At 53.1% G+C, this 26,008-nt stretch carries 18 protein-coding genes and 1 pseudogene; 17 read left to right on the top strand and 2 right to left on the bottom strand.

Annotated elements, in window-relative coordinates:
* The first annotated feature begins 135 nt into the window (after positions 1-135).
* From ydiJ to IEW52_RS01440, 4 genes and pseudogenes are all read left to right on the top strand, one after another.
* On the top strand, positions 136-3,198 hold the full coding sequence (gene ydiJ, locus IEW52_RS01450) for a D-2-hydroxyglutarate dehydrogenase YdiJ (RefSeq protein ID WP_188628298.1): 3,063 nt from the start codon (positions 136-138) through the stop codon (positions 3,196-3,198).
* A 108-nt stretch (positions 3,199-3,306) separates the two neighbouring features.
* Positions 3,307-3,546: a GlsB/YeaQ/YmgE family stress response membrane protein gene (locus IEW52_RS01445; protein ID WP_188628297.1), complete on the top strand. Its 240-nt coding sequence runs from the start codon at positions 3,307-3,309 to the stop codon at positions 3,544-3,546.
* 435 nt (positions 3,547-3,981) lie between these two features.
* Positions 3,982-4,102 (top strand): annotated as a pseudogene (locus IEW52_RS15900) (esterase); the annotation flags it as partial.
* Positions 4,103-4,225: 123 nt separating this feature from the next.
* Positions 4,226-5,998: a DEAD/DEAH box helicase gene (locus IEW52_RS01440; protein ID WP_188628296.1), complete on the top strand. Its 1,773-nt coding sequence runs from the start codon at positions 4,226-4,228 to the stop codon at positions 5,996-5,998.
* A 747-nt stretch (positions 5,999-6,745) separates the two neighbouring features.
* Here IEW52_RS01440 and suhB read toward each other — a convergent pair.
* Positions 6,746-7,549, bottom strand: a complete 804-nt coding sequence (suhB, locus tag IEW52_RS01435) for an inositol-1-monophosphatase (protein ID WP_188628295.1) — start codon at positions 7,547-7,549, stop codon at positions 6,746-6,748.
* Between the two features lie 223 nt (positions 7,550-7,772).
* Here suhB and IEW52_RS01430 point away from each other — a divergent pair, with 223 nt between their 5' ends.
* Together IEW52_RS01430 and IEW52_RS01425 are read left to right on the top strand one after the other, a co-directional pair.
* Complete coding sequence (locus IEW52_RS01430; protein ID WP_188628294.1) at positions 7,773-8,267, top strand: acyloxyacyl hydrolase; 495 nt, start codon at positions 7,773-7,775, stop codon at positions 8,265-8,267.
* A 127-nt stretch (positions 8,268-8,394) separates the two neighbouring features.
* Positions 8,395-9,573 (top strand): MFS transporter, encoded by a 1,179-nt coding sequence (locus IEW52_RS01425; protein ID WP_188628293.1) that lies wholly within the window; start codon positions 8,395-8,397, stop codon positions 9,571-9,573.
* A 13-nt stretch (positions 9,574-9,586) separates the two neighbouring features.
* On the opposite strand, the gene IEW52_RS01420 is transcribed toward IEW52_RS01425, so the two are convergent.
* Positions 9,587-9,841 carry a YfhL family 4Fe-4S dicluster ferredoxin gene (locus IEW52_RS01420; RefSeq protein ID WP_188628292.1) on the bottom strand — a complete coding sequence of 85 codons (255 nt, stop codon included), beginning with the start codon at positions 9,839-9,841 and terminating at the stop codon, positions 9,587-9,589.
* 223 nt (positions 9,842-10,064) lie between these two features.
* Here IEW52_RS01420 and IEW52_RS01415 point away from each other — a divergent pair, with 223 nt between their 5' ends.
* From IEW52_RS01415 to IEW52_RS01365, 11 genes are all read left to right on the top strand, one after another.
* Positions 10,065-12,314 (top strand): ABC transporter permease subunit, encoded by a 2,250-nt coding sequence (locus IEW52_RS01415; RefSeq protein ID WP_188628291.1) that lies wholly within the window; start codon positions 10,065-10,067, stop codon positions 12,312-12,314.
* A gap of 14 nt (positions 12,315-12,328) precedes the next feature.
* Positions 12,329-13,978 (top strand): phosphate ABC transporter permease PstA, encoded by a 1,650-nt coding sequence (gene pstA / locus IEW52_RS01410; RefSeq protein ID WP_188628290.1) that lies wholly within the window; start codon positions 12,329-12,331, stop codon positions 13,976-13,978.
* Between the two features lie 115 nt (positions 13,979-14,093).
* Positions 14,094-14,927: a phosphate ABC transporter ATP-binding protein PstB gene (gene pstB, locus IEW52_RS01405; RefSeq protein WP_188628289.1), complete on the top strand. Its 834-nt coding sequence runs from the start codon at positions 14,094-14,096 to the stop codon at positions 14,925-14,927.
* A 10-nt stretch (positions 14,928-14,937) separates the two neighbouring features.
* The gene (phoU, locus tag IEW52_RS01400) at positions 14,938-15,645 is read left to right on the top strand and encodes a phosphate signaling complex protein PhoU (RefSeq protein ID WP_188628288.1); all 708 of its coding nucleotides are present in this window, start codon (positions 14,938-14,940) and stop codon (positions 15,643-15,645) included.
* A gap of 346 nt (positions 15,646-15,991) precedes the next feature.
* On the top strand, positions 15,992-18,169 hold the full coding sequence (locus IEW52_RS01395; RefSeq protein WP_188628287.1) for a malate synthase G: 2,178 nt from the start codon (positions 15,992-15,994) through the stop codon (positions 18,167-18,169).
* Positions 18,170-18,380: 211 nt separating this feature from the next.
* Entirely contained in the window at positions 18,381-19,754 is a 1,374-nt protein-coding gene (locus IEW52_RS01390) for an MFS transporter (RefSeq protein ID WP_188628286.1), read from the top strand.
* A 118-nt stretch (positions 19,755-19,872) separates the two neighbouring features.
* Positions 19,873-20,034, top strand: a complete 162-nt coding sequence (locus tag IEW52_RS01385) for a hypothetical protein (protein WP_188628285.1) — start codon at positions 19,873-19,875, stop codon at positions 20,032-20,034.
* Between the two features lie 173 nt (positions 20,035-20,207).
* Positions 20,208-21,227 (top strand): erythrose-4-phosphate dehydrogenase, encoded by a 1,020-nt coding sequence (gene epd, locus IEW52_RS01380; protein ID WP_188628284.1) that lies wholly within the window; start codon positions 20,208-20,210, stop codon positions 21,225-21,227.
* A 35-nt stretch (positions 21,228-21,262) separates the two neighbouring features.
* A complete protein-coding gene (locus IEW52_RS01375) occupies positions 21,263-22,426 on the top strand; it encodes a phosphoglycerate kinase (protein WP_188628283.1) in 1,164 nt (387 codons plus the stop codon).
* A gap of 68 nt (positions 22,427-22,494) precedes the next feature.
* Entirely contained in the window at positions 22,495-23,574 is a 1,080-nt protein-coding gene (gene fbaA / locus IEW52_RS01370; RefSeq protein WP_188628282.1) for a class II fructose-bisphosphate aldolase, read from the top strand.
* 219 nt (positions 23,575-23,793) lie between these two features.
* The coding region (locus IEW52_RS01365) for a retention module-containing protein (RefSeq protein ID WP_188628281.1) at positions 23,794-26,008 on the top strand (2,215 nt) is incomplete at its 3' end.

Genomic DNA, 26,008 nt, shown 5'->3' with positions numbered 1-26,008 from the left:
TACCGGCTTCTTTGCTGCATGCTGACGGCTTCCTGCTTTTTCCTCATGTTTACCCTCTCACACCTCGGGTTTTCTTTGTTGTATACTGGCCGCCACTCTGGGCGCACCTTACTATAATGACAGGGAACAGCCGTTATGATCCCAAGGATAAATCTGCAACAGCAGATAACTCCCACCTATTTTGCATTTCTCGACGCATTGGCCGACAGTGGCTTTCGCGGCGATATTGAACGCAGCTATGCCAGCCGACTAGCCGTTGCCACCGATAACAGCGTATATCAAAGCCTTCCCCAGGCGGTGGTGTTTCCGCGCTCAACCCAGGACTTGGCCATCATGCTGACCCTGGCAACCAAGACCGCTTATCAAGACGTGAAATTCGCTCCCAGAGGGGGCGGTACCGGTACCAACGGTCAGTCGTTGAACGACAACATAGTGGTCGATTTGTCGCGCCATCTTAATCAGCTGCTGATGATGAACGCTGATGAACGACGAGTGCGGGTGCAAACGGGGATGGTCAAAGACCGACTCAACCAGCTGGTGGCTCCCCATAATCTGTTCTTTTCTCCGGATCTCTCTACCAGTAATCGTGCCACCCTGGGCGGCATGATCAATACCGATGCTTCGGGGCAGGGCTCTCTGGTATACGGTAAAACCTCGGATCACGTGCTGGGTGTCACGGCGGTACTGGTCGACGGTACCATTATTGAAACCGGCCCGGTCAGTGGCGAAGCGCTGGATGCCAAGCTGGAAGAAGACAGTCGCGAAGGTGAGCTGTACCGCTGTGTGTACCACAGCGTCAATGATCATGCCGGTGAAATAGAAAAACGCTTTCCCAAGTTGAACCGTTTTTTAACCGGTTACGATCTCAAGCACGTGTATGACAAGGCCACTCATACCCTGGATCTCACCCGTATTCTGTGCGGCTCCGAGGGCTCGCTGGCGTTTATTGCCGAAGCCTGGCTTGATTTAACCCCCATCCCCACTTATCGCACCCTGGTTAATGTGAAATACGACAGCTTTCAATCGGCGTTGCGTAACGCACCGCTGATGGTGGAAGCCAAGGCATTGTCGGTCGAAACGGTTGACTCCAAGGTGCTGGGGCTGGCGCGCGAAGACATTATCTGGCATTCGGTAAGTGACCTCATTCAGGACGTGCCGGGCAAGATAATGGACGGCCTCAACATGGTCGAATATGCGGATCAGGACGGCGAAGCCCAGCGCGAAAAGGTCGAGGCCCTGTGCGCCCAGCTCGATGGTCTGATTGAACGTGGCGAAGCCGGTATTATCGGCTATCAGATATGTGACGATCTGGCGTCACTCAATCGTATTTATGCGATGCGCAAAAAGGCGGTCGGGTTACTGGGCAATACCAAGGGTCGTAAAAAGCCGATTGCCTTCGTGGAAGATACCGCCGTACCGCCAGAGAATCTGGCTGATTATATTGTTGAATTTCGTGCGCTGCTGGACGAACACCAGCTGCAATACGGCATGTTTGGTCATGTGGATGCCGGGGTGCTGCATGTTCGCCCGGCACTGGACATGACGGATCCCGAGCAGGAAGTCATGCTGCGCAAGATTTCCGATCAGGTAAATACGCTGACCGCCAAATACGGTGGCCTGATGTGGGGCGAACACGGCAAGGGTTATCGTTCCGAATACAGCCCGACCTTTTTCGGTGAGGTGTTGTTTACCGAGCTGCGCCGTATTAAATCCGCCTTTGATCCTTTCAACCGGCTGAACCCCGGTAAAATCTGCACGCCACTCGACAGCCTGGATCAACTGGTGTCGGTGGATGCGACCAAACGGGGTTTTTATGATCGGCAGATCCCCGTGAACGTACGCGACAGCTACACCCAGGCCATGGACTGTAACGGTAATGGCCTGTGCTTCGATTTCGATGTGAAGTCCCCCATGTGCCCCTCGATGAAGCTGACCGCCGATCGTCGTCATTCTCCAAAAGGCAGAGCGGGTTTGGTACGGGAATGGTTACGCCAGCTCTCGGCCCAGGGCTTCGATCCCATGGCCGAAGAAGCAGCAGTCATGAGTCGCAGTGCCAGTGTTAAAGGCCTGGTGGAGCGAGTGAAATACAGCTGGCAAAAGCATTGCGGCGAATACGACTTCTCCCATGAAGTAAAAGAAGCCATGGACGGCTGCCTGGCGTGCAAGGCCTGTTCTAGCCAATGCCCTATAAAAGTGGATGTACCCACCTTTCGGGCGCGCTTTTTACAACTGTATCATCAGCGCTATCAGCGTCCGCCCAAGGATTACATGGTGTCCTGGGTCGAATCGTATACGCCCTGGATGGCCAAGGTACCCGGGCTGGTCAATCCATTGATGAGCAACAAACTGGTACAGGCGGGAGCCAGCTCCTTGCTGGGCATGGTCGACATGCCACTGGTCAGTAACCCCAGTTTGAACAAGCTGCTGGAAAAAGGCGCTGCCAGAGCCTTCGACATGGCCGAGTTAGCGGCGCTGAGCGATGAGCAAAAAGCCAAAACATTGCTGATTGTACAAGACCCCTTCACCTCTTTTTATGATGCCAATGTGGTGTTTGATCTGGTGCAGTTGGCAACGACGCTGGGCTTTACCCCAGTGGTGTTGCCGTTCAAACCCAATGGCAAACCGGCGCACGTAAAAGGTTTTTTGCGTCGTTTTGCCGCCATGGCTGCCGACAGCGCACAGTTTTTAAACCAGCTGGCACGGCTGAATATTCCGCTGGTGGGCGTCGATCCTTCATTGGTGCTGTGTTATCGCGACGAATACAAAAGCGTGCTTGGCCAGGCCAGAGGCGATTTCGAGGTCTTGCTACCCCAGGAATGGCTATTGCAGCAATTAACACACTTGCCTGCACAAACGCCGGAAGGTGAACCCTGGTATCTGTTTGCCCATTGCAGTGAAAAAACCGCGCTGCCCACCACTCATCAGGATTGGGGGCGTATTTTCAGCCACCTTGGCGCTAACCTTGAAGCGATACCGGTAGGATGCTGCGGCATGGCAGGCACCTATGGCCACGAGCGCGAACATGTGGCAGGCTCAAAGCAGTTATATGGCATGAGCTGGGCCGAGCCGATGCGCAAGCTTCCTCAGGAGCGATGCATGGCCACCGGCTTTTCGTGTCGTAGTCAGGTTAAACGCATCGAAGGGCAGGGCATCAAGCACCCGGTGCAGGCATTGCTCGGTTTGATAAACAAAGCTTGAAGCTGACAGCTGGAAGTTAATAACAAACAGAGTGGCTGACAGTGTTAGGGCCCGAGGCCTTGCTTTTAGCCTCTACTTCCAGCTTGATAAATACACCAAGGAGAATACATGGGATTAATATTAGGTTTGATCATCGGCGGTCTGGCCGGTTGGATTGCTGGTAAGTTAATGAAAGGACAGGGTTTTGGCCTGCTGGGGAATATACTGCTCGGTCTGGTCGGCGGTTTTTTGGGCGGTATCGTTTTTCGTCTGCTGGGCCTGGCGGCCACCGGCGTGATCGGCTCGTTAATCATGTCGGTTATCGGTGCCGTGCTGCTTATCGTTATCGTTAGAAAAATTAAAAGTTAACTCAAGGTGGGTCCTGAAGGAGACAAGTGCTGTGTGTGTCGAGGTCTAATGAACTCGGGCCATGTGCAAGGTGCAGCGCTGACTGCTGGTTCTGCCACAGGCGTGTTTCTTCGCTCCTTCATCTTCCTGAGTGTTAAATAATGCTGGACATTCTTTGCCGATTAGCAGAGAATGCGCCCTCAGCCCAGTTGGGCATGACCTTTTGTGATGTGGGTCACGATATTTCAAGCAATGACACAGTGCTGAATATCGTTATAACCCGCCTATTCGGCATGCTACATGGCGATTCAACAGAGAAATAAAGTTGAATTCGTTAAGACCCTGGGTTTATGTAGCTGCCAAAGTATGTGCGTTGAAGCGGGTTATATTGCGTTTTTTTAGGAACATGACGCATCACGTCCGCGCCAAACGACGCAACCCATCAGGGTTGCACGTCCCCTCCATTTGGGCGCGACGACACAAGTCTGGCAGATCGACATCCATGATGAGAAAGACGGACTGGTTTTAAGCCAGAAAGTTAACCATGGCGGTGTTGAGACAAAAATGGCCAGATTAGCCTTGTGAATCTTAGTGTTAAACACACTCTGTAAAGGGAAACCCTCACCTTGCGTGGGAATAGGTTGTCCCTGGCCTTTTACTGTATCAGTCCGCCGACATTCTATTTATTCGGAACTGTTAAATGACAAATTCTTCTGTTGTACCTGCTGAAAACGCCCCTGCCTTTACTGAACTGGGTTTGGCTCCTGAAGTCTTAAAAGCACTGACCGACGCCGGTTATGTGACGCCTTCTGCTATTCAGGCTGCCGCTATTCCCACTTTGCTTGAAGGCCGTGACGTTTTAGGTTTGGCACAAACCGGTACTGGTAAAACAGCTGCATTCGCACTGCCGCTGTTAAGCACCATTACCGGCGGTAATGCAACTCCTCAAGTACTGGTATTAGCCCCTACTCGTGAACTGGCCATCCAGGTTGCCGAGTCGTTTGAAGGCTACGCCAAATATCGCAAAGACATTCGTATCATGTCCATCTACGGTGGCCAAGCATACGATACACAAATTCGCTCTCTCAAGCGCGGTGTCGACATTGTTGTTGGTACCCCTGGTCGCGTAATGGACCACATGCGTCGTGGTACTCTGAAGCTGGATAACCTGAAAGCATTAGTGCTGGATGAAGCCGATGAGATGTTGCGCATGGGCTTCATCGACGATGTAGAATGGATTTTGGAACAAACTCCAGCGACTCGCCAGATTGCACTGTTCTCGGCTACCATGCCTCCAGTTATTCAGCGTGTTGCGCAAAAGTACCTGAAAGATCCTAAAGAAGTTCGCATTGAAAACAAAACCCGTACCAACTCCAGCATCCGTCAGCGTTACTGGTTTGTACGTGGCATGAACAAGCATGAGGGTCTGTGTCGCCTGGTGGAAACCGAAGACATGGATGCGATGCTGGTATTCGTGCGTACTCGTAAAGATGCCGAAGATTTGGCAGACATGATGAGCCGTGAAGGCCATGCCTGTGAAGCGCTGCACGGTGATATTCCGCAGAAATTGCGTGAAAAAGTCATCGAGCGTCTGAAAAATGGCCGTCTGAACATTCTGGTTGCAACCGATGTTGTGGCTCGTGGTCTGGACGTTGAGCGTATCAGTCATGTTGTAAACTTCGACATGCCGCACGACAACGAGTCATACGTACACCGTATCGGTCGTACCGGTCGTGCCGGTCGTGAAGGTGATGCCATCCTGTTTGTTACCGGTCGTGAGAAGCGCGGTCTGTACAATCTGGAGCGTCATACTCGTCAGCCGATTGAAGAAATGCAGATGCCGTCTGCCGACGAAATCAACAAGATCCGCGCCGAGCGCTTCAAGTCTCGTCTGCGTGTTAGCGTAGAAGCTGATGAAAAATCACTGGCTCCGTTCGTTGAAATGATAGCGTCACTGGAAGAAGAAGGCCTGGACAGCTCACAGTTGGCAGCGGGCCTGGCTCGTTTGCTGCAAGGCGACCGTCCTTTGTTCATGGAAGATCGCCCAATGGCCGCTCGTCGTCCAGAAGTGCGTGAAAGCCGTGACCGTGCCGAGCGCAGTGATCGTCCCCGCGCACCTCGTGCTGCCGGTGGTCGTGACAACAGTGTTGTGATGGAAACGTTCCGGGTTGATGTGGGTCGTGTACACGGCGTTAAGCCGGGTCACCTGGTGGGTGCCATTGCCAACGAAGCCGATTTGGAATCTCGTTTCATTGGTCAAATCCAGATCCATGACGACTTCTCTACCGTTGACCTGCCACAGGGCATGACGTCGGAAGTTCAGAAAGTACTGCAAAACGTTCGCGTTTGTCAGCGTCCTCTGAACCTGGCCAAGTACGAAGGTGGCCCTCTGCCACGTCGTGCAAGCTTCCGTCCTAACGATGACCGCAAGCCGCGTTCACCGCGTCGTAACGACAAGCGTTTAAACGGCTAATCCCCGCTTAATTGCATTGTAAGAAAGGCCTGTCGAGCAATCGACAGGCCTTTTTTTATGTGATGTATCAAGGAGGGAGCAGTAGGCATGGCTTTAGCTGTTCGATGTGACGAAGCTAAGCTAAGCCTCACAACGATGCTTCATATCTTGCCGTATTGTTTCGCTTCTGTGCCTCATACCAATCTGGAAAACTAACTGATCTATTTAGCTACCCTGTAAAGGTCGAACGAAGGGGCTACTCCATCGACACGCCTTAATAATGCCACTCACCATTTCAGCCTACTGCGAACATTCACTGGATGTTCGGTCAGGCTGAAATAATTCGTCTCGGCGAGGCTAGCTCGCCCCCTGCACGCTCAGCACATGACGTCCTGTCATGTGATGGTCGCTTGAGTAGAGCCCTTCATCCGCCCCTGTGCTGCGGCGTCGCCTGTGGGAACGCCCTGCAGACAACTCGGTGCTTAAGGAGAGGCAACAGAGTTCGGCTCCCACGACCGTGAAATGCCAAGGAAGGCATTTCCCGAGCCCCCATGGGTTTATGGCGTGTCGCGGGAGGTGATTCTGTTGCCTTTCGTTCCGAGCTTTAAAATAGATCATATTTTTACTTAGATTGGTATCAGAACCTGCTGCGCAGGGTTTAGCAGCGAAAGCAGCGACTACAGGGGGCGGGTATGTAGCTGCGGCCATAAAAAAACGCCGCACTCAAAGAGTGCGGCGTTTATCAATTGCTTGGCGTTGGCCTAAAGCTTACTGGGCCAAAGACTCGGGCAGATGCTCACGAATGGTTGCCAGCATGGTTTTCAGCACCTTGGGATTGGCGCATACCAGGTTACCGCTGCGCTCATAATTATGACCGCCCACGAAGTCGGTCACAATGGCGCCGGCTTCACGTGCAATCAGGCTGCCTGCAGCAAAATCCCATGGCTTGAGGCCCAGTTCCCAGTAGCCGTCTACGCGACCGGCAGCCACATAGACCAAATCCAGACTGGCAGCGCCAGCGCGACGAATATCGGCGCACTGAACGAACATGTCTTTAAACATGGCCAGATAGGCATCGGCATGATGTTTTTGCTTGAAGGGGAAACCGGTTGCCAGCACAGTGCCGTTCAGATCTTTGGCTTTGCCGGTACGAATACGATAGCCGTTCAACTGGGCACCCGCACCGCGGCTGGCGGTGAAAAGCTCATCGCGAATAGGATCGTAAACAACGGCCTGTTCGGTACGACCTTTAACACGCAGTGCAATGGACACGGCGAAGTGGGGAATACCATTAATGAAGTTGGTCGTGCCATCAAGTGAGTCAACAATCCACTGATAGTCGGGATTGCTGCCAGTCAGTTCACCACATTCTTCACCAATAATGGTGTGCTCCGGATAAGACTTACGAATGGTATTAACGATAGCGTTTTCCGCGTCGAGGTCGACGTTGGTAACAAAATCGTTCTGGCCTTTTTGGCGCGTTTCCAGGTTATCGGGATTGGTAAAGCCTTTGACGATAACTTGGCCAGCGTTACGCGCAGCGCGTATCGCGATATTCAGCATCGGATGCATATGAGTGAACCCACTTGATGTTAAAGAACGAAATTTGAGCGGCGTATTATACCTGCGAAGCAGTTTCAGGCAAGGACTAAATGTTAGCCACCGACTTCGAACAGACCGTATAAATAAACCAAACAGCCGTTATTCACCTTGATTTTTTACCCTAATAGCCGGTTTTAAAAGAGAAAAACCAACTATCCTTATTGAGTCATATCGATGGCAAAGGAGAGCCGCCATGTACAGACTCATGTTGTTGATCGCTCTACTATCGGCGCCATCAGTGTATGCAGAACGAGCCTTGATAATCGGGGGCGGGGCTGGATATGGAACACAAGGCTACCATGTTGGCCTGAATTGGCTGTACCCCTGGCGACCACTTGGAGCAGGGCAGTTGGTTTATGGAGTGGGGAGTGAAATCGCTCACTGGCAATATGGGGCAGATGACCTGATACAGATAAGCCTGTTCCCCATGGTGCAGTACTCTGTTAACCCGCTCACAGACTTTCAGCCCTTTGTGTTTGCAGCTGTGGGGCCGGCCTGGATCAGTGACATCCGGCTTGGACCGCGGGATCTTGCTAGTGAATATCAATTCAGCAGTCGGGCGGGTATTGGACTGGCGAAAGGAAGGCATTCTTTGGCAGCCGAAGCCCGACATTTATCCAACGGAGGAATCAAACAGCCCAACGAGGGTATAAACAGCTGGAATCTGAGTTACGGCTATCGCTTCTGATTAGAAAAACTAGGCCTGGGCATTATAAAAGGTCAGGTGTGATGTTATTGCCAGTAGATCCGGCTATTGATTATGATGCGCGCCAGTTAACACTTCCCCATACGGGTATTGCTTGGAGCGCGCGACCATGTCGGGCCTGTCGTTGGTATTGCTTACCATTTTAATGGTGGCCTCGGGTCAGATGACCCAGACTCTTTATGTTCCCGCCATGGATGATATGGCCATTGCTTTGCAGGTTGCCAACGATCGTTTGCCGCTGGTTATGGCCTTTTATCTGATTCCTTACGGTTTGTTTCAGTTTATTTACGGTCCGCTTTCCGATCGCTTTGGCCGCCGGCCCCTACTCCTGTTGGGGCTGTGCATTTATGTACTGGGCTCGGCATTGATTGTTGCCTGGCCGGTATTTTATATTTTGCTATTAGGCAGTTTTATTCAAGGTGCCGGCACGGCGGCGGCAGGCAGTTTGTGCCGTAGCCTGATGCGCGATAAATTCAGCGGCAGTGACCTGATTCGCTATAACGGCTATGTGTCCATGGGCATTATGCTGGCCCCTCTGTTGGCGCCCTTGATTGGCGGTTACCTCAATCAGCAGTTTGGCTGGCAGTCCATGTATGTATTTTTGCTGGTGGTAGGGGTACTGAGTACGGCCATTATCTGGCGTAAATTCAGTGAAACGCTGCCGTTGGCGTCTCGCCATACCCAACCCATGTTACCGGCTTATCAGCACGTGCTGCACAGCAGCTCTTTCTGTCGGCAAATGGGGATGCTGATGGCTGCCTTTGCCGGCGTTATTCTCTATGAGGCGGTATTTTCGGTACTGGTGAGTCAGCAAAGTGAATTGAGCAGTATGGAAATCAGCATCCTGTTTATCTTGCCGCTGCCTTTGTATTTTGCCGGTGCCATGCTGGCCGCGATTAAAGCCGATGACTGGTCGATTTATCGTCTGCAGTGGACGGCGACGGCGGCATTACTGTTGGGCGCCGCTTTGATACTGATGTCTGCTTTTGAACCTGAGCTAACTCTGGCTGGCCTAGTCGTGGGGGGCGGTGTGTATTTTGCCGGCGCAGGCATGCTGTTTCCGGTGGCCACGTCCAAGGCGGTGGCGCCGTTTGCACAACACAGCGGTACCGCTGGTGCCTTGCTGGGAGGCAGTGCCAATCTGGGCGGAGGGATCTTCCTGTTACTGCAAGGAATGTTGCCCCAGATGGATCAAATAATACTGGGGGGCTTGCTGTTGTCTTTTGCCGGCTTGACCGCCTGGTTGCTGCTGCCCGATAACAAGGCGCTGCCAGAACCGGAAATGTAGCTTTATTGCTGCTTTAGCTATCTTGATGGTGCAAGAGTACAAACTTGTCCCACAGCTGCTCCTGGGTTTCTTGATGCTCGGGATGATCGATAATGCAGTCGATGGGGCACACGCTGATACAGGTGGGCTTGTCATAATGGCCCACACATTCGGTGCATAAATCCGGCTCTATCTCATACACCTCGAGGCCATAACTTATGGCTCCATTTGGGCATTCAGGCTCACACATATCACAATTAATACAGCTGTTTTCAATTAGTAGTGCCATCGCAAAAATTACCCACTTTTACAGTCGTTATACCGGCCAATTCCGCGCCGGATAATACCATCTCTTTGCACTAAGCTCAGCATTTGTACTGCCTGCCATTTCTGTTCACACATCTACTTACTTGCATAACGGTGGTTATCAAAGACAAGCTAATTGTCTGTCACAAAGTTGTCATCTATTCGACATACAATAAGCGCCACTGGATATTTACCGAGGTGGACCCATGTCAACCCAAACCCAAGCCATAGCGTTGTCGGGCAGTCGCAAGCGTTGGTTGAAAGACCGAATAGCGCAAATCGGCGTGACCACGGGCGGCATTTTGGTGCTGGTGGCCCTATTACTGATTTTCTTTTATCTGCTTTATGTGGTTAAGCCCATTTTTGACAGTGCGCGTGTTGAGCCCGGGCCCGAGTTCAGCTTGTTGGATAATACTGCCGGTAACGAGCAGGGTCTCGATATTGGTAACACTGTGCTGCTGGGCGTTGAAGAGCAAAACGAGCTGGTGTATCGCTTTAACGATAAAGGCGAGGTCAACTTTTACTCTGTGCCGGAAAATGGCAAGCGTATCTACAGCTTCAACATTGATGGCGAGGTGACCAGTGTTGCCCGCAGCATTAGTGATAATATGGTGGCCTATGGCTTGAGTGATGGGGCTATCGTGGTGCTGTCGCCCAAATTCAACGTCAGCTACCCCGATAATATTCGTACCATACAACCCGAAGTTGCCTTCCCTTTTGGCGAGCAACCTCTGGTGGTAGACGGACAACGACGCGCCCTGACCCAGCTGAGTGTGGCCCGCAGCGGAGATGATTTCTTGGCCGCGGCCTTGACCGCATCCGGTGCTGGTGTACTTACCAAGTTTGCGGGCAAAGAGAACTTCATGACCGGTGAAGTAGAGCTTAGCCCGACTCAGGTCGAGATTCCGGGACTACCCGCCGACGTTGATCAGCTGTTGCTGACGCCCAACTTGCGCTTTTTGTTTGCCCGTAGCGGCAACGAGGTTTATGTGTTTGATGTGCGCAATATCAACAAGGTGCAGTTGCGCAATGTACTGACCATGAATGTCCAGGGCGGTAACATTACCTCGTTAAGCCTGCTGTCGGGTGGGAATTCCCTTCTGGTGGCCAACGACAACGGTAAAATCTCCCAGTGGTTTGAAGTCACCCGTGACGGTAAGCGTGAATTTACCTTTATTCGAGAATTCGAGGCCAATGGCGCCATCGAGCAAATCACCTCCGAAGTGAACCGCAAGGGATTTATCACCGCTTCACGCAACGGCAGTCTGGACATTTTTCATACCACAGGTGGTTCGCGCCTGTTTTCCAAAAAGCTGGCCGGTGACAACGTCTCGGCGTTGGCCATGTCGCCTCGCAATTCCATGTTGCTGCTGCTGGAAGGCAACACCTTGTCTACTTTTCACGTGGAAAACGAGCACCCGGAAGTGACCTGGCGCGCCATGTGGACCAAGGTATGGTACGAAGGGTATCCCGAGCCGCAATATGTGTGGCAGTCCACCTCGGGCAGCAGCGATTTCGAGTCGAAACTGAGCCTGGTTCCTATTTCATTCGGCACCATCAAGGCCGCCTTCTATGCGCTGTTGTTTGCGGTGCCGCTCGCCATTGCCGGTGCCGTCTATACGGCCTATTTCATGTCGCCGGGTCTGCGCAAGGTGGTTAAGCCCACCGTGGAGATCATGGAAGCGCTGCCCACGGTGATCCTCGGTTTTCTGGCAGGTCTCTGGCTGGCGCCGCTGATAGAAAACCATCTCCCGGGCATGGTGATCTTGCTGGTAATGATGCCGCTGTCGATATTGTTGATGGCCTTTGCCTGGCATCACCTGCCCAAAAACATCCGTAGTATGGTACCCGAGGGCTGGCAATGCATTCTGTTGCTGCCGCTGGTAATACTGGTGGGCTGGATGTCCTTTGCCTTCAGTCCCGTGGTGGAAAATCTGTTTTTTGGCGGTAACGCTCGTGGCTTTCTGACCAACGAGCTGGGTATCGGTTTCGATCAGCGCAACTCGCTGGTAGTGGGCATCGCCATGGGCTTTGCGGTAATTCCCACCATCTTTTCCATTGCCGAGGATGCGGTGTTTTCGGTTCCCCGTCACCTGTCCAATGGCTCGCTGGCGCTGGGCGCCACCACCTGGCAGACCCTGACCCGCGTGGTGATGCTCACCGCCAGCCCCGGTATTTTTTCGGCGGTGATGATGGGACTGGGTCGGGCCGTGGGCGAAACCATGATAGTGCTGATGGCGACCGGCAACACGCCGGTGATGGATTTCAGCATCTTTAACGGCATGCGGACCTTGTCGGCCAATATCGCGGTGGAAATGCCGGAGGCCGAAGTGAACAGCTCACACTACCGGGTATTGTTCCTGGCGGCGCTGGTGCTGTTTGTTTTCACCTTCATGGTCAATACGGTCGCTGAGTTTGTTCGCCAGCGACTGCGTGACAAATACAGTTCAATGTAAGGGCGGGACGACTCATGAAGAAATGGTTTAAATCGGGGGCGCCCTGGATCTGGATGACAGGTGGCGCGGTCAGTATCAGCCTGGTGGCGGTACTGGGGTTACTGTTGTTGATTGGTTGGCGTGGCCTGACGTTTTTCTGGCCGCATGCCATATACGAATGGCAGGTCAGCTCGCCGGCAGGTGAGCGTCAGACTGTTATCGGTGAAATTCATGATCGGGAAGTGGTGCCGGTGGCGCAGTTGCGGGGAGCGGGTCTGACACTGGAAGGAGTGACTTCCGATACCCTGACCCGTTATCTGGTTAAAACCGGTAATCGGGAATTTGTACAGCTTGATTTTCGCTGGTTGCTGGAAACCGACATTGTTTCCCGCGAGGAGCCGGCCGAGCTTGCGGTGTTCGAACGTTCCACTCACGGTAATTTTTACGGTTATGTTGAACGGGTGCTGGAAGGCGACAGGTCGGTGGGTGGCGAGGTGCGCGAGCAGCTCAAGGCGCGTATCGACCGGGTAGTTGAACTGAACAGCGAGATGAAGACCCTGCAGCGGGGCGAGATTGGCACCATCAACTTCGAGCTGGAAAAGCTGCGGCTGAAGCAACGTCGACTGGAACTGGACGGTGAAGCGACCGAGGAGGCACTGGCCGGCATTCAGGCCGAGGAGCAGCAACTCAGGGCCGATTATCAGGTACTGGAAAAGCAGCTGTTTAGCCTGCGTGAAGAAGCCCGCCGCGATAATGTGGTGGTGCGGGACATGCGTGGCCAGGAAGTGACCCTGTCGCTCGGTGATGTACTGGACGTGGCCTGGCCCAACGACATGGGGTTGGTATCGAAAACGCTGCACTGGTTTTCAGAAATCGGCAAGTTTGTCAGTGGTGACCCGCGCGAGGCCAATACCGAAGGCGGCGTGTTCCCTGCCATCTTCGGCACCGTGTTCATGGTGATCCTGATGGCCATTATCGTGACCCCTCTGGGCGTGATAGCGGCAATATATCTGCACGAATATGCGGGTAAAAACAGCCTGACCAAGATGATCCGCATCGCGGTCATCAACCTGGCCGGGGTGCCGTCCATCGTTTATGGTGTGTTTGGGCTGGGCTTTTTCGTCTATATGGTGGGTGGCTCGCTGGATCAGTTGTTTTATCCAGAGTCGCTGCCCACCCCGACCTTTGGCTCGCCCGGGGTGCTGTGGTCGGCATTGACGCTGGCGATCCTGACCTTGCCGGTGGTGATAGTGTCTACCGAAGAAGGGCTGTCTCGCATTCCCAGTACCGTACGTCAGGGCTCGCTGGCGCTGGGTGCCACCAAAGCCGAAACCTTGTGGCGCATCGTGATCCCCATGGCCAGCCCGGCGATCATGACCGGGCTTATTCTGGCCATTGCCCGGGCTGCTGGCGAAGTGGCGCCGCTGATGCTGGTGGGGGTGGTCAAGCTGGCCCCCAACTTGCCGGTAGACGGAAACTTTCCTTACCTGCATGTGGAGCGGAAATTCATGCACCTGGGCTTTCATATCTACGACGTGGGTTTTCAAAGCCCGAACGTAGAGGCAGCGCGTCCGCTGGTATACGCCACCTCCTTTTTGCTGGTGACCGTGATAGTGGGGCTGAACCTGACTGCCATCGGGATTCGTAATCACTTGCGGGAAAAATTCCGCTCTCTCGATCAATAAGCATGGTGAGGCAGTTTGCAAAAGTGTGCAGGGGAGCGGCTTTGTTTATTTGCCCTCGCCCTTTTGGCGGGTCTCCTGCAGCCGGCACTCGTCACCAACAGCTTGAGGTAATAATATGATGAATGTAGCGATGAAGATGGATCAGAACATGACGCAAGATAGCCAAATACTGAATACCGACGCGTTGAGTGCCGAGCAAACGGCGCTGCAAATTCGTGATCTCAATTTATTCTATGGCGACAAGCAGGCGTTATTTAACGTAGATATGAACATAGCCAAAGGGCAGGTCACCGCCTTTATCGGCCCGTCCGGTTGTGGCAAGTCGACTCTGCTGCGCTGTATCAATCGCATGAATGATCTGGTGGATAACTGCCGGATAGAGGGCGAAATACGATTACATGACCACAATATCTATGCCAAGGGCGTCGATGTGGCAGCCTTGCGCCGGCAGGTGGGCATGGTGTTTCAGCGGCCCAATCCGTTTCCCAAGACAATTTACGAAAACGTAGTCTACGGTCTACGACTGCAGGGCATTAATGATCGCCGTCGACTGGATGAAGCGGTCGAGCGCTCCTTGCGCGGTGCCGCACTGTGGGATGAGGCCAAGGATAGACTGCATGAAAATGCCTTTGGTCTTTCTGGCGGTCAGCAGCAACGACTGGTGATTGCCCGCGCCATTGCCATTGAGCCCGAAGTGCTGCTGCTTGATGAGCCTACCTCGGCGTTGGACCCCATTTCTACTCTGGTGGTCGAAGAGCTGATCACCACGCTGAAAGAGCAGTTTACCGTGGTGATTGTCACCCACAACATGCAGCAGGCGGCGCGGGTATCGGATCATACGGCCTTTATGTACATGGGCGAGCTGATTGAGTACACGGATACCAATACCCTGTTTACCACACCGGGCAAGAAAAAAACCGAAGACTATATTACCGGGCGCTACGGCTAAGGATCTCTTTATGAATAATCATAATCTGAAAAAACATATTTCCGGGCAGTTTAATGCCGAGCTGGAAGAGGTCTTGAATCAGGTGCTGGTGATGGGCGGTCTGGTCGAGCAGCAGCTGACCGATGCCATTACCGCCATCCATAAGCAGGATGTGGATCTGGCACAGTTGATTGTGGCTAACGACAGCCAGGTGAATGCGCTGGAAGTCGATATCGACGAAGACTGCACCCGAATTATTGCCAAACGCCAGCCTGCCGCCTCAGATCTGCGTTTGGTGTTGGCCATCATCAAAACCATTACCGATCTGGAACGCATCGGTGATGTCGCCAAGCGCATTGGCATGATGGTGGTGGATAACGCCAACAAGAAACAGCCGCCGCTGGTCTCGATGGAAAACATGGGGCGCCGAGCGGTGAAAATGCTGCACGATGTACTGGATGCCTTTGCCCGTATGGACGTGGAAGCGGCGATAGAAGTGCATAAGGAAGACGCCAAGGTTGATCGGGAATATGAGTCAATCATCCGTGAATTGATGACATTTATGATGGAAGATCCGCGATCTATTCCGCATGTGCTAAATGTGCTCTGGTGTGCGCGGTCTCTTGAGCGAGTCGGTGATCGCGTACAGCATATTTGCGAATACATTATTTATTTTGTGAAGGGTAAAGACGTTCGTCATCGTAGCGACGAAGACATTCACAGCATGCTGGATCGTTAAGTGGGGTGGGGGTTATTCATTCAGCGTTTTTACTTTCATTTGAAACCTTGTATTCGTCAGCTGAATCCGGTGCCGTGAGTTGAGAAAAATGCTGAAAACGGGCGGAAATGCTGAGTTAGTAGTCAATTTGTTTTTTTGCTAGTTGTTTTGTTATCCGATTGAATTATAATGTTTTTTATAAAGGTAGTGAATTTTTATGCAATATTTGTAACGATTGACCGACAGCTTGCAGCAATTCACTTTTGCCTCTACCTCCCTTCGCAGGGTAAACTATTGCGACCAAGCGATTAGGGTTAGTGATCGGTCTTAAACATAACTACTGACAACTAGAATAGAAGAAGCAACTATGACGGAACGTACTCACCTCGGCACTTTAAAAGTCGCTACCGTTCTTCATGATCTGGTAGTAAACGAAATCATCCCCGGCACTGGCGTTGAGCCAGCAGCATTTTGGGCAGGCATGGAACAGATCGTTAACGATCTGGCTCCTAAAAACCGCGCCCTGCTAGAAAAACGGGAACAGCTGCAGCATCAGATTGACGAATGGCATCAGGCTAACGCCGGCCAGGCGTTTGACGCTGTGGCTTACAAGCAGTTTTTGACTGACATCGGCTATTTATTGCCGACAGTGGAAGACTTCTCGGTAACCACCACCAACGTTGATGCAGAGCTGGCTACCCTTGCCGGTCCTCAGTTGGTTGTGCCTGTCAACAATGCTCGTTATGCGCTCAATGCCGCTAACGCTCGTTGGGGCAGCCTGTATGATGCACTTTACGGCAGCGATGTTATATCCGATGCCGATGGCGCAGAAAAAACCAAGGCTTTCAACCCGCGCCGTGCCGCCAAGGTAATAGCATGGGGACGTAACCTGCTTGATCAGGCCGCTCCTCTGGCCACCGGCAGCCACGCCGATGCCACTGCTTACCAGATAGTGAGCGGTCAGCTGCACATTACCCTGGAAAATGGTGAAGTCACTACCCTGGCCGACACCAGCAAGTTTGTGGGTTATAACGGTGACATCACGGCGCCAAGTGCCGTATTGGTTCGTAACAACGGTATTCACATCGAGTTGCAATTCGACCGTGATAACCAGGTGGGTGCCAGCGATAAAGCCGGCATTAAAGACCTGCTGTTAGAAGCGGCTCTGTCTACCATTATGGACTGCGAAGATTCTGTTGCAGCTGTAGATGCAGAAGATAAAGTGGGCGTGTACCGCAACTGGCTGGGCCTGATGAAAGGCACCTTGACCGAGACGGTACAAAAAGGCGATAAAAAGATCGTTCGCAGCCTGAATGCCGATCGTGAATATCTGGCACCTAACGGTGACAGCTTTCACCTGCATGGCCGCAGCCTCTTGTTCGTGCGTAACGTGGGTCACCTGATGACCAACGAAGCGGTACTGGACAAAGACGGTAACGAGGTACCAGAAGGTATTATCGATGCGCTGGTCACCTGCCTGATCGCCATTCACGACCTGAAAGGCAACGGCGAGTTCCAGAACTCGCGCACCGGCAGCGTATATATCGTTAAGCCGAAAATGCACGGCCCTGAAGAAGTGGCCTTTGCCTGTGAGCTGTTTGCTCGCACCGAACAAGTACTGGGCCTGGCCAAAAATACTCTGAAAGTGGGTATTATGGATGAAGAGCGTCGTACCAGCGCCAACCTGAAAGCCTGTATCTACGAAGCACGCGAGCGCGTTGTGTTCATCAACACCGGCTTCCTCGACCGTACCGGTGATGAAATTCACACCAGCATGGAAGCAGGCCCGGTTGTGCGTAAAGGCAACATGCGCAAGCAAGCCTGGATCAGCGCCTACGAGAATAACAACGTAGACGTGGGTCTGGCTGCTGGCTTGCAGGGCAAGGCACAAATCGGTAAAGGCATGTGGGCGATTCCAGATCAAATGGCCACCATGCTGGAAACTAAGATTGTGCATCCATTGGCCGGTGCCAATACCGCCTGGGTTCCATCACCCACGGCGGCTACCTTGCATGCTACCCATTACCATCAGGTGAATGTAAAAGATCGCCAGGACGAGCTTAAATCTCGCCAAGCGGCAAGCCTGAATGCTCTGTTGACTATTCCTTTGCTGACTCAAGAAGCAAAAGACAAGCTGACAGCGGAAGAAATCCAGAACGAACTGGATAATAACGCGCAGGGTATTCTGGGTTATGTAGTGCGCTGGATCGATCAGGGCGTAGGTTGTTCCAAGGTGCCAGACATCAACGATGTGGGCCTGATGGAAGACCGTGCTACTTTGCGTATTTCTGCTCAGCATATTGCCAACTGGTTGCGTCACGGCATTCTGAGTGAAGAGCAGGTGATGGAGTCCATGAAGCGCATGGCGGCGATTGTTGACCAGCAGAATGCAGCGGATCCGCTGTATCGCAACATGGCGCCAGGCTTCGATGGTATTGCATTTAAAGCGGCTTGTGATTTGGTATTCGAAGGCACTACCCAGCCTAGCGGTTATACCGAACCATTGCTGCATGCTTATCGCCGACAGCTTAAAGCTCAGGGTTAATATCCTGTCTTGCTAGGCAACAAAATCCCCGGCCAGTCCGGGGATTTTTTATTCTGCCAACTCGTTTTTCCAGATCTTGTTACTACCTGTAACAAAAATGTCATGCCCTTCACGATTATCACTAAATCTTATATTCAGATCTGTTCCGCCCGTGTGTTTGCTGTCACTCTGCAGCTATTGATTTTTCACTCATATCATTAATGGGCCTTGCATGCTAAAACGTTTGGTCATCTCGCTCTCTGCGTTAATCTTCAGCGTCTTTCTGTTAATGGGCGGCAATACCTTCGTCATGACGCTACTGGGCGTCAATCTTGGCCTTAAAGGGGTAGAGCCGACGCTGATCGGCACCATAATGGTGTGTTATTCCGTTGGCTTTGTGCTGGGCTCTTTGTATGGTCCGAGAATCATCAAGCGGGTGGGGCACATTCGTGCCTTTGCCGTATTCAGTGCTTTTTTAGCCAGTTCGACGCTGATTTTCCCCCTTACCGACAGTATTGTGATTTGGTCCTTGCTGCGCGCCTTGGGTGGGGTGGCGGTAGCCGGTTGTTTTATCGTGATCGAAAGCTGGTTCAGTGCCGTGGCCAGCAATGAAAACCGCGCCACGCTGTTTTTTTCTTATCAGATTTGTACCTATCTGGCCGCCACGGCAGGGCAGTTGCTGATCGGATTTACCGATCCGGCCGCCTTTGTGCCCTTTACCCTGGGGGCGATTGTACTCACCGCCGCTCTGGTGCCGCTATCGCTAAGCCGCATGGAGGCACCCACCATAGAGCATAACGAGCGCATCAGCGTTAAAGCCATCATCAAGGATGCCCCCGTGGGGCTGCTGGCCGCCTTGTGCAGCGGCATGCTGCTTAGCAGCTTTTATGCCATGGCTCCCGTTTATGCCATTCAGGTGGGCCTGAAAGTCGATCAATTGTCCTACTTCATGGCCGCTTCCGTGTTTACCTTTATTATCTTTGCCTGGCCCTTGGGGCGCTTATGCGATCGACTGGATCGCAGTAAAATTCTGATCTGCATTAATGTACTGGTGGCGCTCAGTGCGCTGGGCGTGGTGTTTATCGGCTCGTATCATCTTGGGCTACTGATTGGCTTTTCGGCGCTGTATATGGGCATGGTGGCGGCCATTTATCCGGTGGCGGTGGCCATTACCAACGACCGTATGGAAGCACATCATATAGTGGCAGCCAGTACCACGCTGCTGTTGAGCTATGGGCTGGGTAGTGCCCTTGGCCCCCTGTTCAGCTCCAGCATGATGACCTGGTTTGGCGCCCAGGGACTGTATTATGGCTGTGCAGGCATCGCACTGTTGCTGGGCAGTTATACCTTGTTCTGGCGTCAGGGTTCTCAAATGGTCAAAGTGGCCGATCAGGCGCAATACATTCCCAGCCCGGTAGAAACGGCAGGCGTGATTACCGAGCTCGACCCGCGTAACGAAGAGTTTGTGGATGTCCCCATGGAAGAGGTCTTTCCCTATATGGAAGCAGAGGAAATAGCCGAAGCCCAGGCTTGCCAGATGGAGCTGGATTTACCCGAGCCAGAGCTTGATGAAACGGCAGAAGACTCGGTACTGGTTCCCCACTAGGTGGCAAGAGTGCGCGGGCTTGCCTATGATCAAGCTTGTTGGGCTGTCATATAAGGTTCAACATCGGGTGTTAACCTGTCATGGTCAACCAGTCGTTAGTGTCAAAGAGGGCAACATAATGGATTATGTATCGCAGCTGAACGCCACTTCGTCATCAACAACGCTTTGTCTGTCGACGGCAGACGATTGCTACCCAGCCCAGTTATTGTGCTGGTTGCAACAACAAGCCAAGGTCCCGGCTGAAATCGAGCTACAGGAAGTCGAGCTCGAAGGCGTTTAAACGCCTTTATTGTTTGTTTCCGGTCGCAGATGCGGCCGGGTTCTGCTTTTTTAGGCCGCCATCACGGCTCCAGCCATTCCCCTTACTTTCAATCCCCGTTAGACTTGAGCCTGAATAAGCGCCCCAGGAGAAATGAGGGAGGCTGCCTTTGGGTCTAGCAGGGATAAGAGTAAATGATTCGAGTCGCCATCAACGGTTACGGTCGCATAGGACGCAGTGTCTTACGGGCTTTTTACGAACGTGATCTGCATCGCCATATGAAGATTGTTGCCATTAATGAACTGGCCGATCCTGAAGCAATGGCACATCTGACTCGCTATGACTCCAGTCATGGGCGGTTTGGCCAGGAAGTGACGCTGCTGCCCGGCGCCTTCGATATTGCCGATGATCTGATCCGTTTGTGCCATGAGCCCGATCCATCCCGGCTGCCTTGGGCCGAGCTGGATGTTGATTTGGTACTGGAATGTACCGGCGTGTTGTCGAGCCGCGAAGACGCAAACCGGCATTTAAGGGCGGGTGCCAAAAAAGTGCTGTTTTCCCATCCCGGTGACAATGATCTGGACGCCACCATTGTTTATGGCGTGAATCATCAGCAACTGACCGGCGCCGAGACCATAGTGTCCAACGCCTCCTGCACCACTAACTGCGTGGTGCCCGTCATTGAAACCCTGCATCAGGCATTCAATATCAAATGCGGTAACATCACCACCATCCATTCGGCAATGAATGATCAGCAGGTGATTGATGCTTACCATACCGATTTGCGTCGCACCCGTGCCGCCAGCCAGTCCATTATTCCGGTAGATACCAAGTTGGCCAAAGGGGTTGAACGTATACTTCCTCATTTTGCCGGCAAGTTCGAGGCCATTTCGGTACGGGTACCTACCATCAACGTGACCGCCATGGACTTGAGTGTGCTGGTAGAAAACAAGGCCACGGTTGAGGCGGTTAACCAGATACTGCGCGACGCCGCACTGGGTCCGCTCAAAGGCATTCTGGGATATACCGAAGCGCCGCTGGTCTCGGTGGATTTCAACCATGATCCTCACTCTTCCATTATTGATGGTACCCAGACACGAGTAAGCGATGCCAACCTGATCAAGATGCTGATGTGGTGCGATAACGAATGGGGATTCGCCAATCGTATGCTCGACACCAGCCTGGCTTGGTTCAAGCCGTCTATTATCGATTAAATATTATTTATTACTGCTCTATAGAGGACTCTTTAATGTCAGTCATCAAAATGAATGAACTCGATTTGTCTGGTAAGCGAGTGCTGATCCGGGCTGATTTGAACGTACCGGTAAAAAACGGTGCTGTCAGCTCAGACGCACGAATCCTGGCCTCGCTGCCAACCATTGAAGCAGCGTTGGCTCAGGGCGCCAAGGTGATGGTGACCTCGCATCTGGGTCGCCCGACTGAAGGCGAATTTGCCGAAGAGTTTTCATTGCAGCCGGTGGTCGATTATCTGCAAAAGGCCTTATCGGTGCCGGTACGTCTGGCGAATGACTATTTGCATGGCGTTGAGCTGTCTGCCAACGAGCTGGTGGTATTGGAAAACGTACGCTTTAATCCCGGCGAGAAAAAAGATGACGAAACCCTGTCTCGTCAGTATGCCGCCTTGTGTGATGTGTTCGTGATGGATGCCTTTGGCACGGCGCACCGTGCCCAGGCGTCAACCCATGGCGTGGCCAGGTTTGCCCCCACAGCCTGCGCCGGCCCGCTGTTGTCTGCCGAGCTGGAAGCACTGGCCAAGGCTCTGGATAACCCGGCACGCCCCTTGGTGGCGGTGGTGGGTGGCTCTAAAGTGTCTACCAAGTTGACCGTGCTGGAATCCTTGTCCGGCATTGCCGATCAACTGGTGGTGGGCGGCGGTATTTCCAATACCTTTGTGGCCGCGGCAGGGCACAATGTAGGCAAGTCATTGTATGAAGCCGATTTGATCCCCGAAGCCAAGCGACTGATGGCCAAATGTGATATTCCGCTGCCCACCGATGTACGCACCGCTACCGAGTTTTCCGATACTGCCGTTGCGACCGTTAAAGACGTGTCTGAGGTTAATGACAACGAGCAGATTCTTGACCTGGGTGATCAGTCTGCCGAGCAGCTGGCCGAGATATTGAAAAACGCCAAAACCATCATCTGGAATGGCCCTGTTGGCGTGTTCGAGTTTGAAAACTTCCGCCGAGGCACCGATATCGTTGCCAGAGCCATTGCCGAGAGTGACGCTTTTTCCATCGCCGGCGGCGGCGATACGCTGGCAGCAATAGACCTGTTCGGCATTAAAGATCAGATCTCTTATATTTCGACCGGCGGCGGTGCCTTCCTTGAGTTTGTTGAAGGTAAAACCCTGCCCGCGGTGGCCATGCTTGAGCAAAGAGCCAAGCAGTAAACAATAGTATCGATTGTTCTCGGCTGGCACAGGTTGTCGGCCGACTGTATTTTAGATAGGAGCAAGGTATGTCTCAGAAAATTTTAGATGTAGTAAAGCCGGGTGTGGTCAGTGGCGACGATATGCAGAAAATCTTCGCCATTGCCAAAGAGCAGCAATTTGCATTGCCTGCCGTTAACGTGGTGGGCACCGATTCGGTCAATGCCGTGATGGAAGTGGCCGCCAAGGTAAAAGCGCCGGTAGTGATACAGTTTTCCAACGGCGGTGCCGCGTTTTTTGCTGGCAAAGGCTTGAAGCTGGAAGGTCATCAGGCGGCAATTCTAGGCGCTATCTCGGGTGCTCGCCATGTGCATGCCCTGGCCGAAGCCTACGGCGTGCCGGTTATTCTGCACACCGATCATGCTGCCAAAAAGTTGCTGCCCTGGATTGATGGGTTACTGGATGCCGGTGAAAAACACTTTGCCGAAACCGGCAAGCCGCTGTTCAGCTCGCACATGATTGATCTGTCGGAAGAAAGCCTGGAAGAAAACATCGAGATCTGTGCCCAGTATCTGGCTCGCATGAGCAAGATCGGTATGACGCTGGAAATTGAGTTGGGCTGCACCGGTGGTGAAGAAGACGGCGTAGACAACACCGGCATGGACAGCTCTTTGTTGTATACCCAACCAGAAGACGTGGCCTATGCCTATGAAAAGCTGAACGCCATTAGCGATAAATTCACCATAGCAGCCTCGTTTGGCAACGTGCACGGCGTGTACAAGCCAGGCAACGTTAAACTGACGCCGAAAATTCTCGATAACTCCCAGAAATATGTGTCTGAAAAATTCGACTTGCCAGCCAAGTCGCTGAACTTCGTATTCCACGGAGGCTCAGGCTCATCGGCGCAAGAGATAAAAGAGTCTATCGGTTATGGCGTGATCAAGATGAACATCGATACCGATACCCAGTGGGCAACCTGGGCCGGGGTGATGGATTACTACAAAGCCAAACAGGATTATCTGCAAGGTCAGATTGGCAACCCTGATGGTGACGATAAGCCAAACAAAAAATACTACGACCCTCGCGTATGGCTGCGTGAAGGTCAGAACAGCATGATTGCGCGATTGGAGCAGGCATTCAGTGAGCTAAATGCGAATAATGTGCTGTAACCAGGCAGTTATATAGTGAAAGCATAATGGACTGATTCAATACCGGCGATAAGCCGGTATTTTTTTTATTCGTAGATAATTGATTGATCCTAAAAAATAGGAGAGTTATTGCTCTAAGCTAGGTGATTACTTCGATTAATGTTTATGGATGGCTTCAATTGCCTCTGATATGATGGAAGTGTCAGCAATAACAAATAAAAATGGTAACGGGAGAAAGTGATGGAACAAATACAACAAGCCGCAACTGTTACAGCATTAGTCGGAAACGCATTCATTTTACGTGCTAATGGCGAGAAAGTAGCGTTGCAGCAAGGTGATATGCTTTCTCCCGGTACCATTATCATGACTGAAGCCGGGGGCGAGGTGGTGGTTGCCGGCACCGATTTCAACCTGGTGCTGGGCCCTGACAGTTTGACCGAAATACCGGCCGAGGCATTAGAAACAAGCAAAGCGCCTGCAATTTTAGCGAACAATAGTGATGAGGTTGCGGCCTTACAAACCGCTATTTTAGAAGGTCAGGATCCTACCGAGGCCTTTGAAGCAGCTGCCGCTGGTCCGGCATCGACGGGAGCTAATCAGGCCGGTAATGCTGATGGCAGTGGCAACGGCGGTTTTGTGCAAATCGCGCGTACCGGTGACGACAGGATTGCCGAAGCGGGCTATGATACCGCGGTTGCCTTTCCTCCCGCAGACAGTAATGAGCAGCTTGTTGCCAACCAGTTCAATGACGTCCCTCGTAGCGCCACCATTACCCTGTTTGCGCCAACTCAGGTGACAGAAGGCGGGCAGATCACAATTACTGCTTCTGTCGATCTGGCTCCGCAAACCGACTTGACCATTAATCTAAGCAATGGCCAGCAGATTATTATTCCCGCTGGCGCGACTTCAGGTAGCGTCAGTTTCGAAAGCCGCCCCGATGATACCTACAGCCAAGGCAATCAAAATGTAGCGGTGAGCATTAGTGGAACCTCTGGCGGTAATTACAACAATGTAGACACCAGCGCCACCACCAGCACCACCGTGGTCGACGATGCCGACGTCACCACCGTGACCCTGAGTGCCCCGGCGCAGGTCAGCGAAGGCCAGGCGATCACCGTGACCGCCACCGTGAACAATGCGCCACAAAGCGACTTGACCCTGACCCTGAGCAACGGCCAGCAGATCACCATTCTGGCCGGCGAGCTGAGTGGCCAGGTGAGCGTCGACAGCCGGGCCGATGAGGCCTATCTGCAGGGGGACGAGCTGCTGGATATCAGTATTATCCAGAGCGAGGGCGGTAACTTTGAGAGTCTGGATACTTCGGCCACCACCAGCACCACCATTACTGATGATGCTGATGTCACCAGCTTGTCGCTGGGGAACATCACGGTTGCCGAAGGCAGCACCACCGCGACCCTGACCGGCACATTGAGCCAGCCGGCGGGCAGTGCCTTTACCGTGACCCTGAGCAACGGCGCCACCCTGAGCTTTGCCGCCGGGGCCACAGCGGCTACCTCCAGCGCTTTTGCCATCCAGGACGACGACGTCTATCTCGACGGCGAGCAGCTCACGGTCACGGTCATCGATCAGGGCGATCATGACTTCGAACAGCTGGTGAGCAACGGCGCCACAGTGACTGTGGAAGACACCCTGGACACCACCACACTGACGTTGAATGACGTCACCGTGCAGGAAGGCACCGGCCAGGCGACCCTCACCGGCAGCTTGGATCAGACGCCGCAGACGGAATTGGTGATCACCCTGGACAACGGGGCGACCATTACCTTTGGTACCGATTATGTGGCGGGCACCGCGGTCAGCTCCACGCCGTTCGCGATTAATAATGGCGAAGACGTGTACGTCGATGGCAGCAGCTTCACCGTGGCGGTAGACAGCACCCGTGGCGGTAACTTCGAGCAGCTGGTGACCAGCGACACCGCGACGGTGACGGTGCGCGACAGCCTCGACCCCACCACCGTGGCCGTGACCACCAGCAACGTGACCGAAGATGATGCGGCCGTGACCTTTAACTTCCAGTTGAGCCATCCGCCCCAGGCGGGCACAACGGCCAGCCTGACCGTGATGGTAGCGGGTGCGACTTATACGGTGAACGTGGATGCGAGCGGCGCCGGCAGCCTGGTGATTGCCACACAGGACTCGGATGTATATTTGGATGCCGGTAGCCTAACGGCCACGGTCACCAGCATTAACGGCGGCAATTTTGAAGCCACCGATGTGACGGGGGCCACGGTCACCGCGCAGATCGCCGACACCCTCGACACCACCACACTGACGTTGAATGACGTCACCGTGCAGGAAGGCACCGGCCAGGCGACCCTCACCGGCAGCCTGGATCAGACGCCGCAGACGGAATTGGTGATCACCCTGGACAACGGGGCGACCCTTACCTTTGGTACCGATTATGTGGCGGGCACCGCGGTCAGCTCCACGCCGT

This window comes from Oceanisphaera marina (assembly GCF_014643915.1).
In the GTDB taxonomy this organism is placed as follows: domain Bacteria; phylum Pseudomonadota; class Gammaproteobacteria; order Enterobacterales; family Aeromonadaceae; genus Oceanimonas; species Oceanimonas marina.
The sequence above is the reverse complement of the archived record's forward strand: the minus strand, read 5'-3'. Positions and strand labels throughout refer to the sequence as shown.

Excerpts from the sequence above, each read along its gene's own strand:
- suhB (WP_188628295.1), bottom strand. The coding sequence starts at position 7,549 with ATGCATCCGATGCTGAATATCGCGATACGCGCTGCGCGTAACGCTGGC.
- pstA (WP_188628290.1), top strand. The coding sequence starts at position 12,329 with ATGAAGAAATGGTTTAAATCGGGGGCGCCCTGGATCTGGATGACAGGT.
- IEW52_RS01385 (WP_188628285.1), top strand. The coding sequence starts at position 19,873 with ATGGATTATGTATCGCAGCTGAACGCCACTTCGTCATCAACAACGCTT.
- IEW52_RS01430 (WP_188628294.1), top strand. The coding sequence starts at position 7,773 with ATGTACAGACTCATGTTGTTGATCGCTCTACTATCGGCGCCATCAGTG.
- IEW52_RS01375 (WP_188628283.1), top strand. The coding sequence starts at position 21,263 with ATGTCAGTCATCAAAATGAATGAACTCGATTTGTCTGGTAAGCGAGTG.
- IEW52_RS01390 (WP_188628286.1), top strand. The coding sequence starts at position 18,381 with ATGCTAAAACGTTTGGTCATCTCGCTCTCTGCGTTAATCTTCAGCGTC.
- IEW52_RS01445 (WP_188628297.1), top strand. The coding sequence starts at position 3,307 with ATGGGATTAATATTAGGTTTGATCATCGGCGGTCTGGCCGGTTGGATT.
- fbaA (WP_188628282.1), top strand. The coding sequence starts at position 22,495 with ATGTCTCAGAAAATTTTAGATGTAGTAAAGCCGGGTGTGGTCAGTGGC.
- ydiJ (WP_188628298.1), top strand. The coding sequence starts at position 136 with ATGATCCCAAGGATAAATCTGCAACAGCAGATAACTCCCACCTATTTT.
- epd (WP_188628284.1), top strand. The coding sequence starts at position 20,208 with ATGATTCGAGTCGCCATCAACGGTTACGGTCGCATAGGACGCAGTGTC.
- IEW52_RS01395 (WP_188628287.1), top strand. The coding sequence starts at position 15,992 with ATGACGGAACGTACTCACCTCGGCACTTTAAAAGTCGCTACCGTTCTT.
- IEW52_RS01425 (WP_188628293.1), top strand. The coding sequence starts at position 8,395 with ATGTCGGGCCTGTCGTTGGTATTGCTTACCATTTTAATGGTGGCCTCG.
- IEW52_RS01420 (WP_188628292.1), bottom strand. The coding sequence starts at position 9,841 with ATGGCACTACTAATTGAAAACAGCTGTATTAATTGTGATATGTGTGAG.
- pstB (WP_188628289.1), top strand. The coding sequence starts at position 14,094 with ATGATGAATGTAGCGATGAAGATGGATCAGAACATGACGCAAGATAGC.
- IEW52_RS01415 (WP_188628291.1), top strand. The coding sequence starts at position 10,065 with ATGTCAACCCAAACCCAAGCCATAGCGTTGTCGGGCAGTCGCAAGCGT.
- IEW52_RS01440 (WP_188628296.1), top strand. The coding sequence starts at position 4,226 with ATGACAAATTCTTCTGTTGTACCTGCTGAAAACGCCCCTGCCTTTACT.
- phoU (WP_188628288.1), top strand. The coding sequence starts at position 14,938 with ATGAATAATCATAATCTGAAAAAACATATTTCCGGGCAGTTTAATGCC.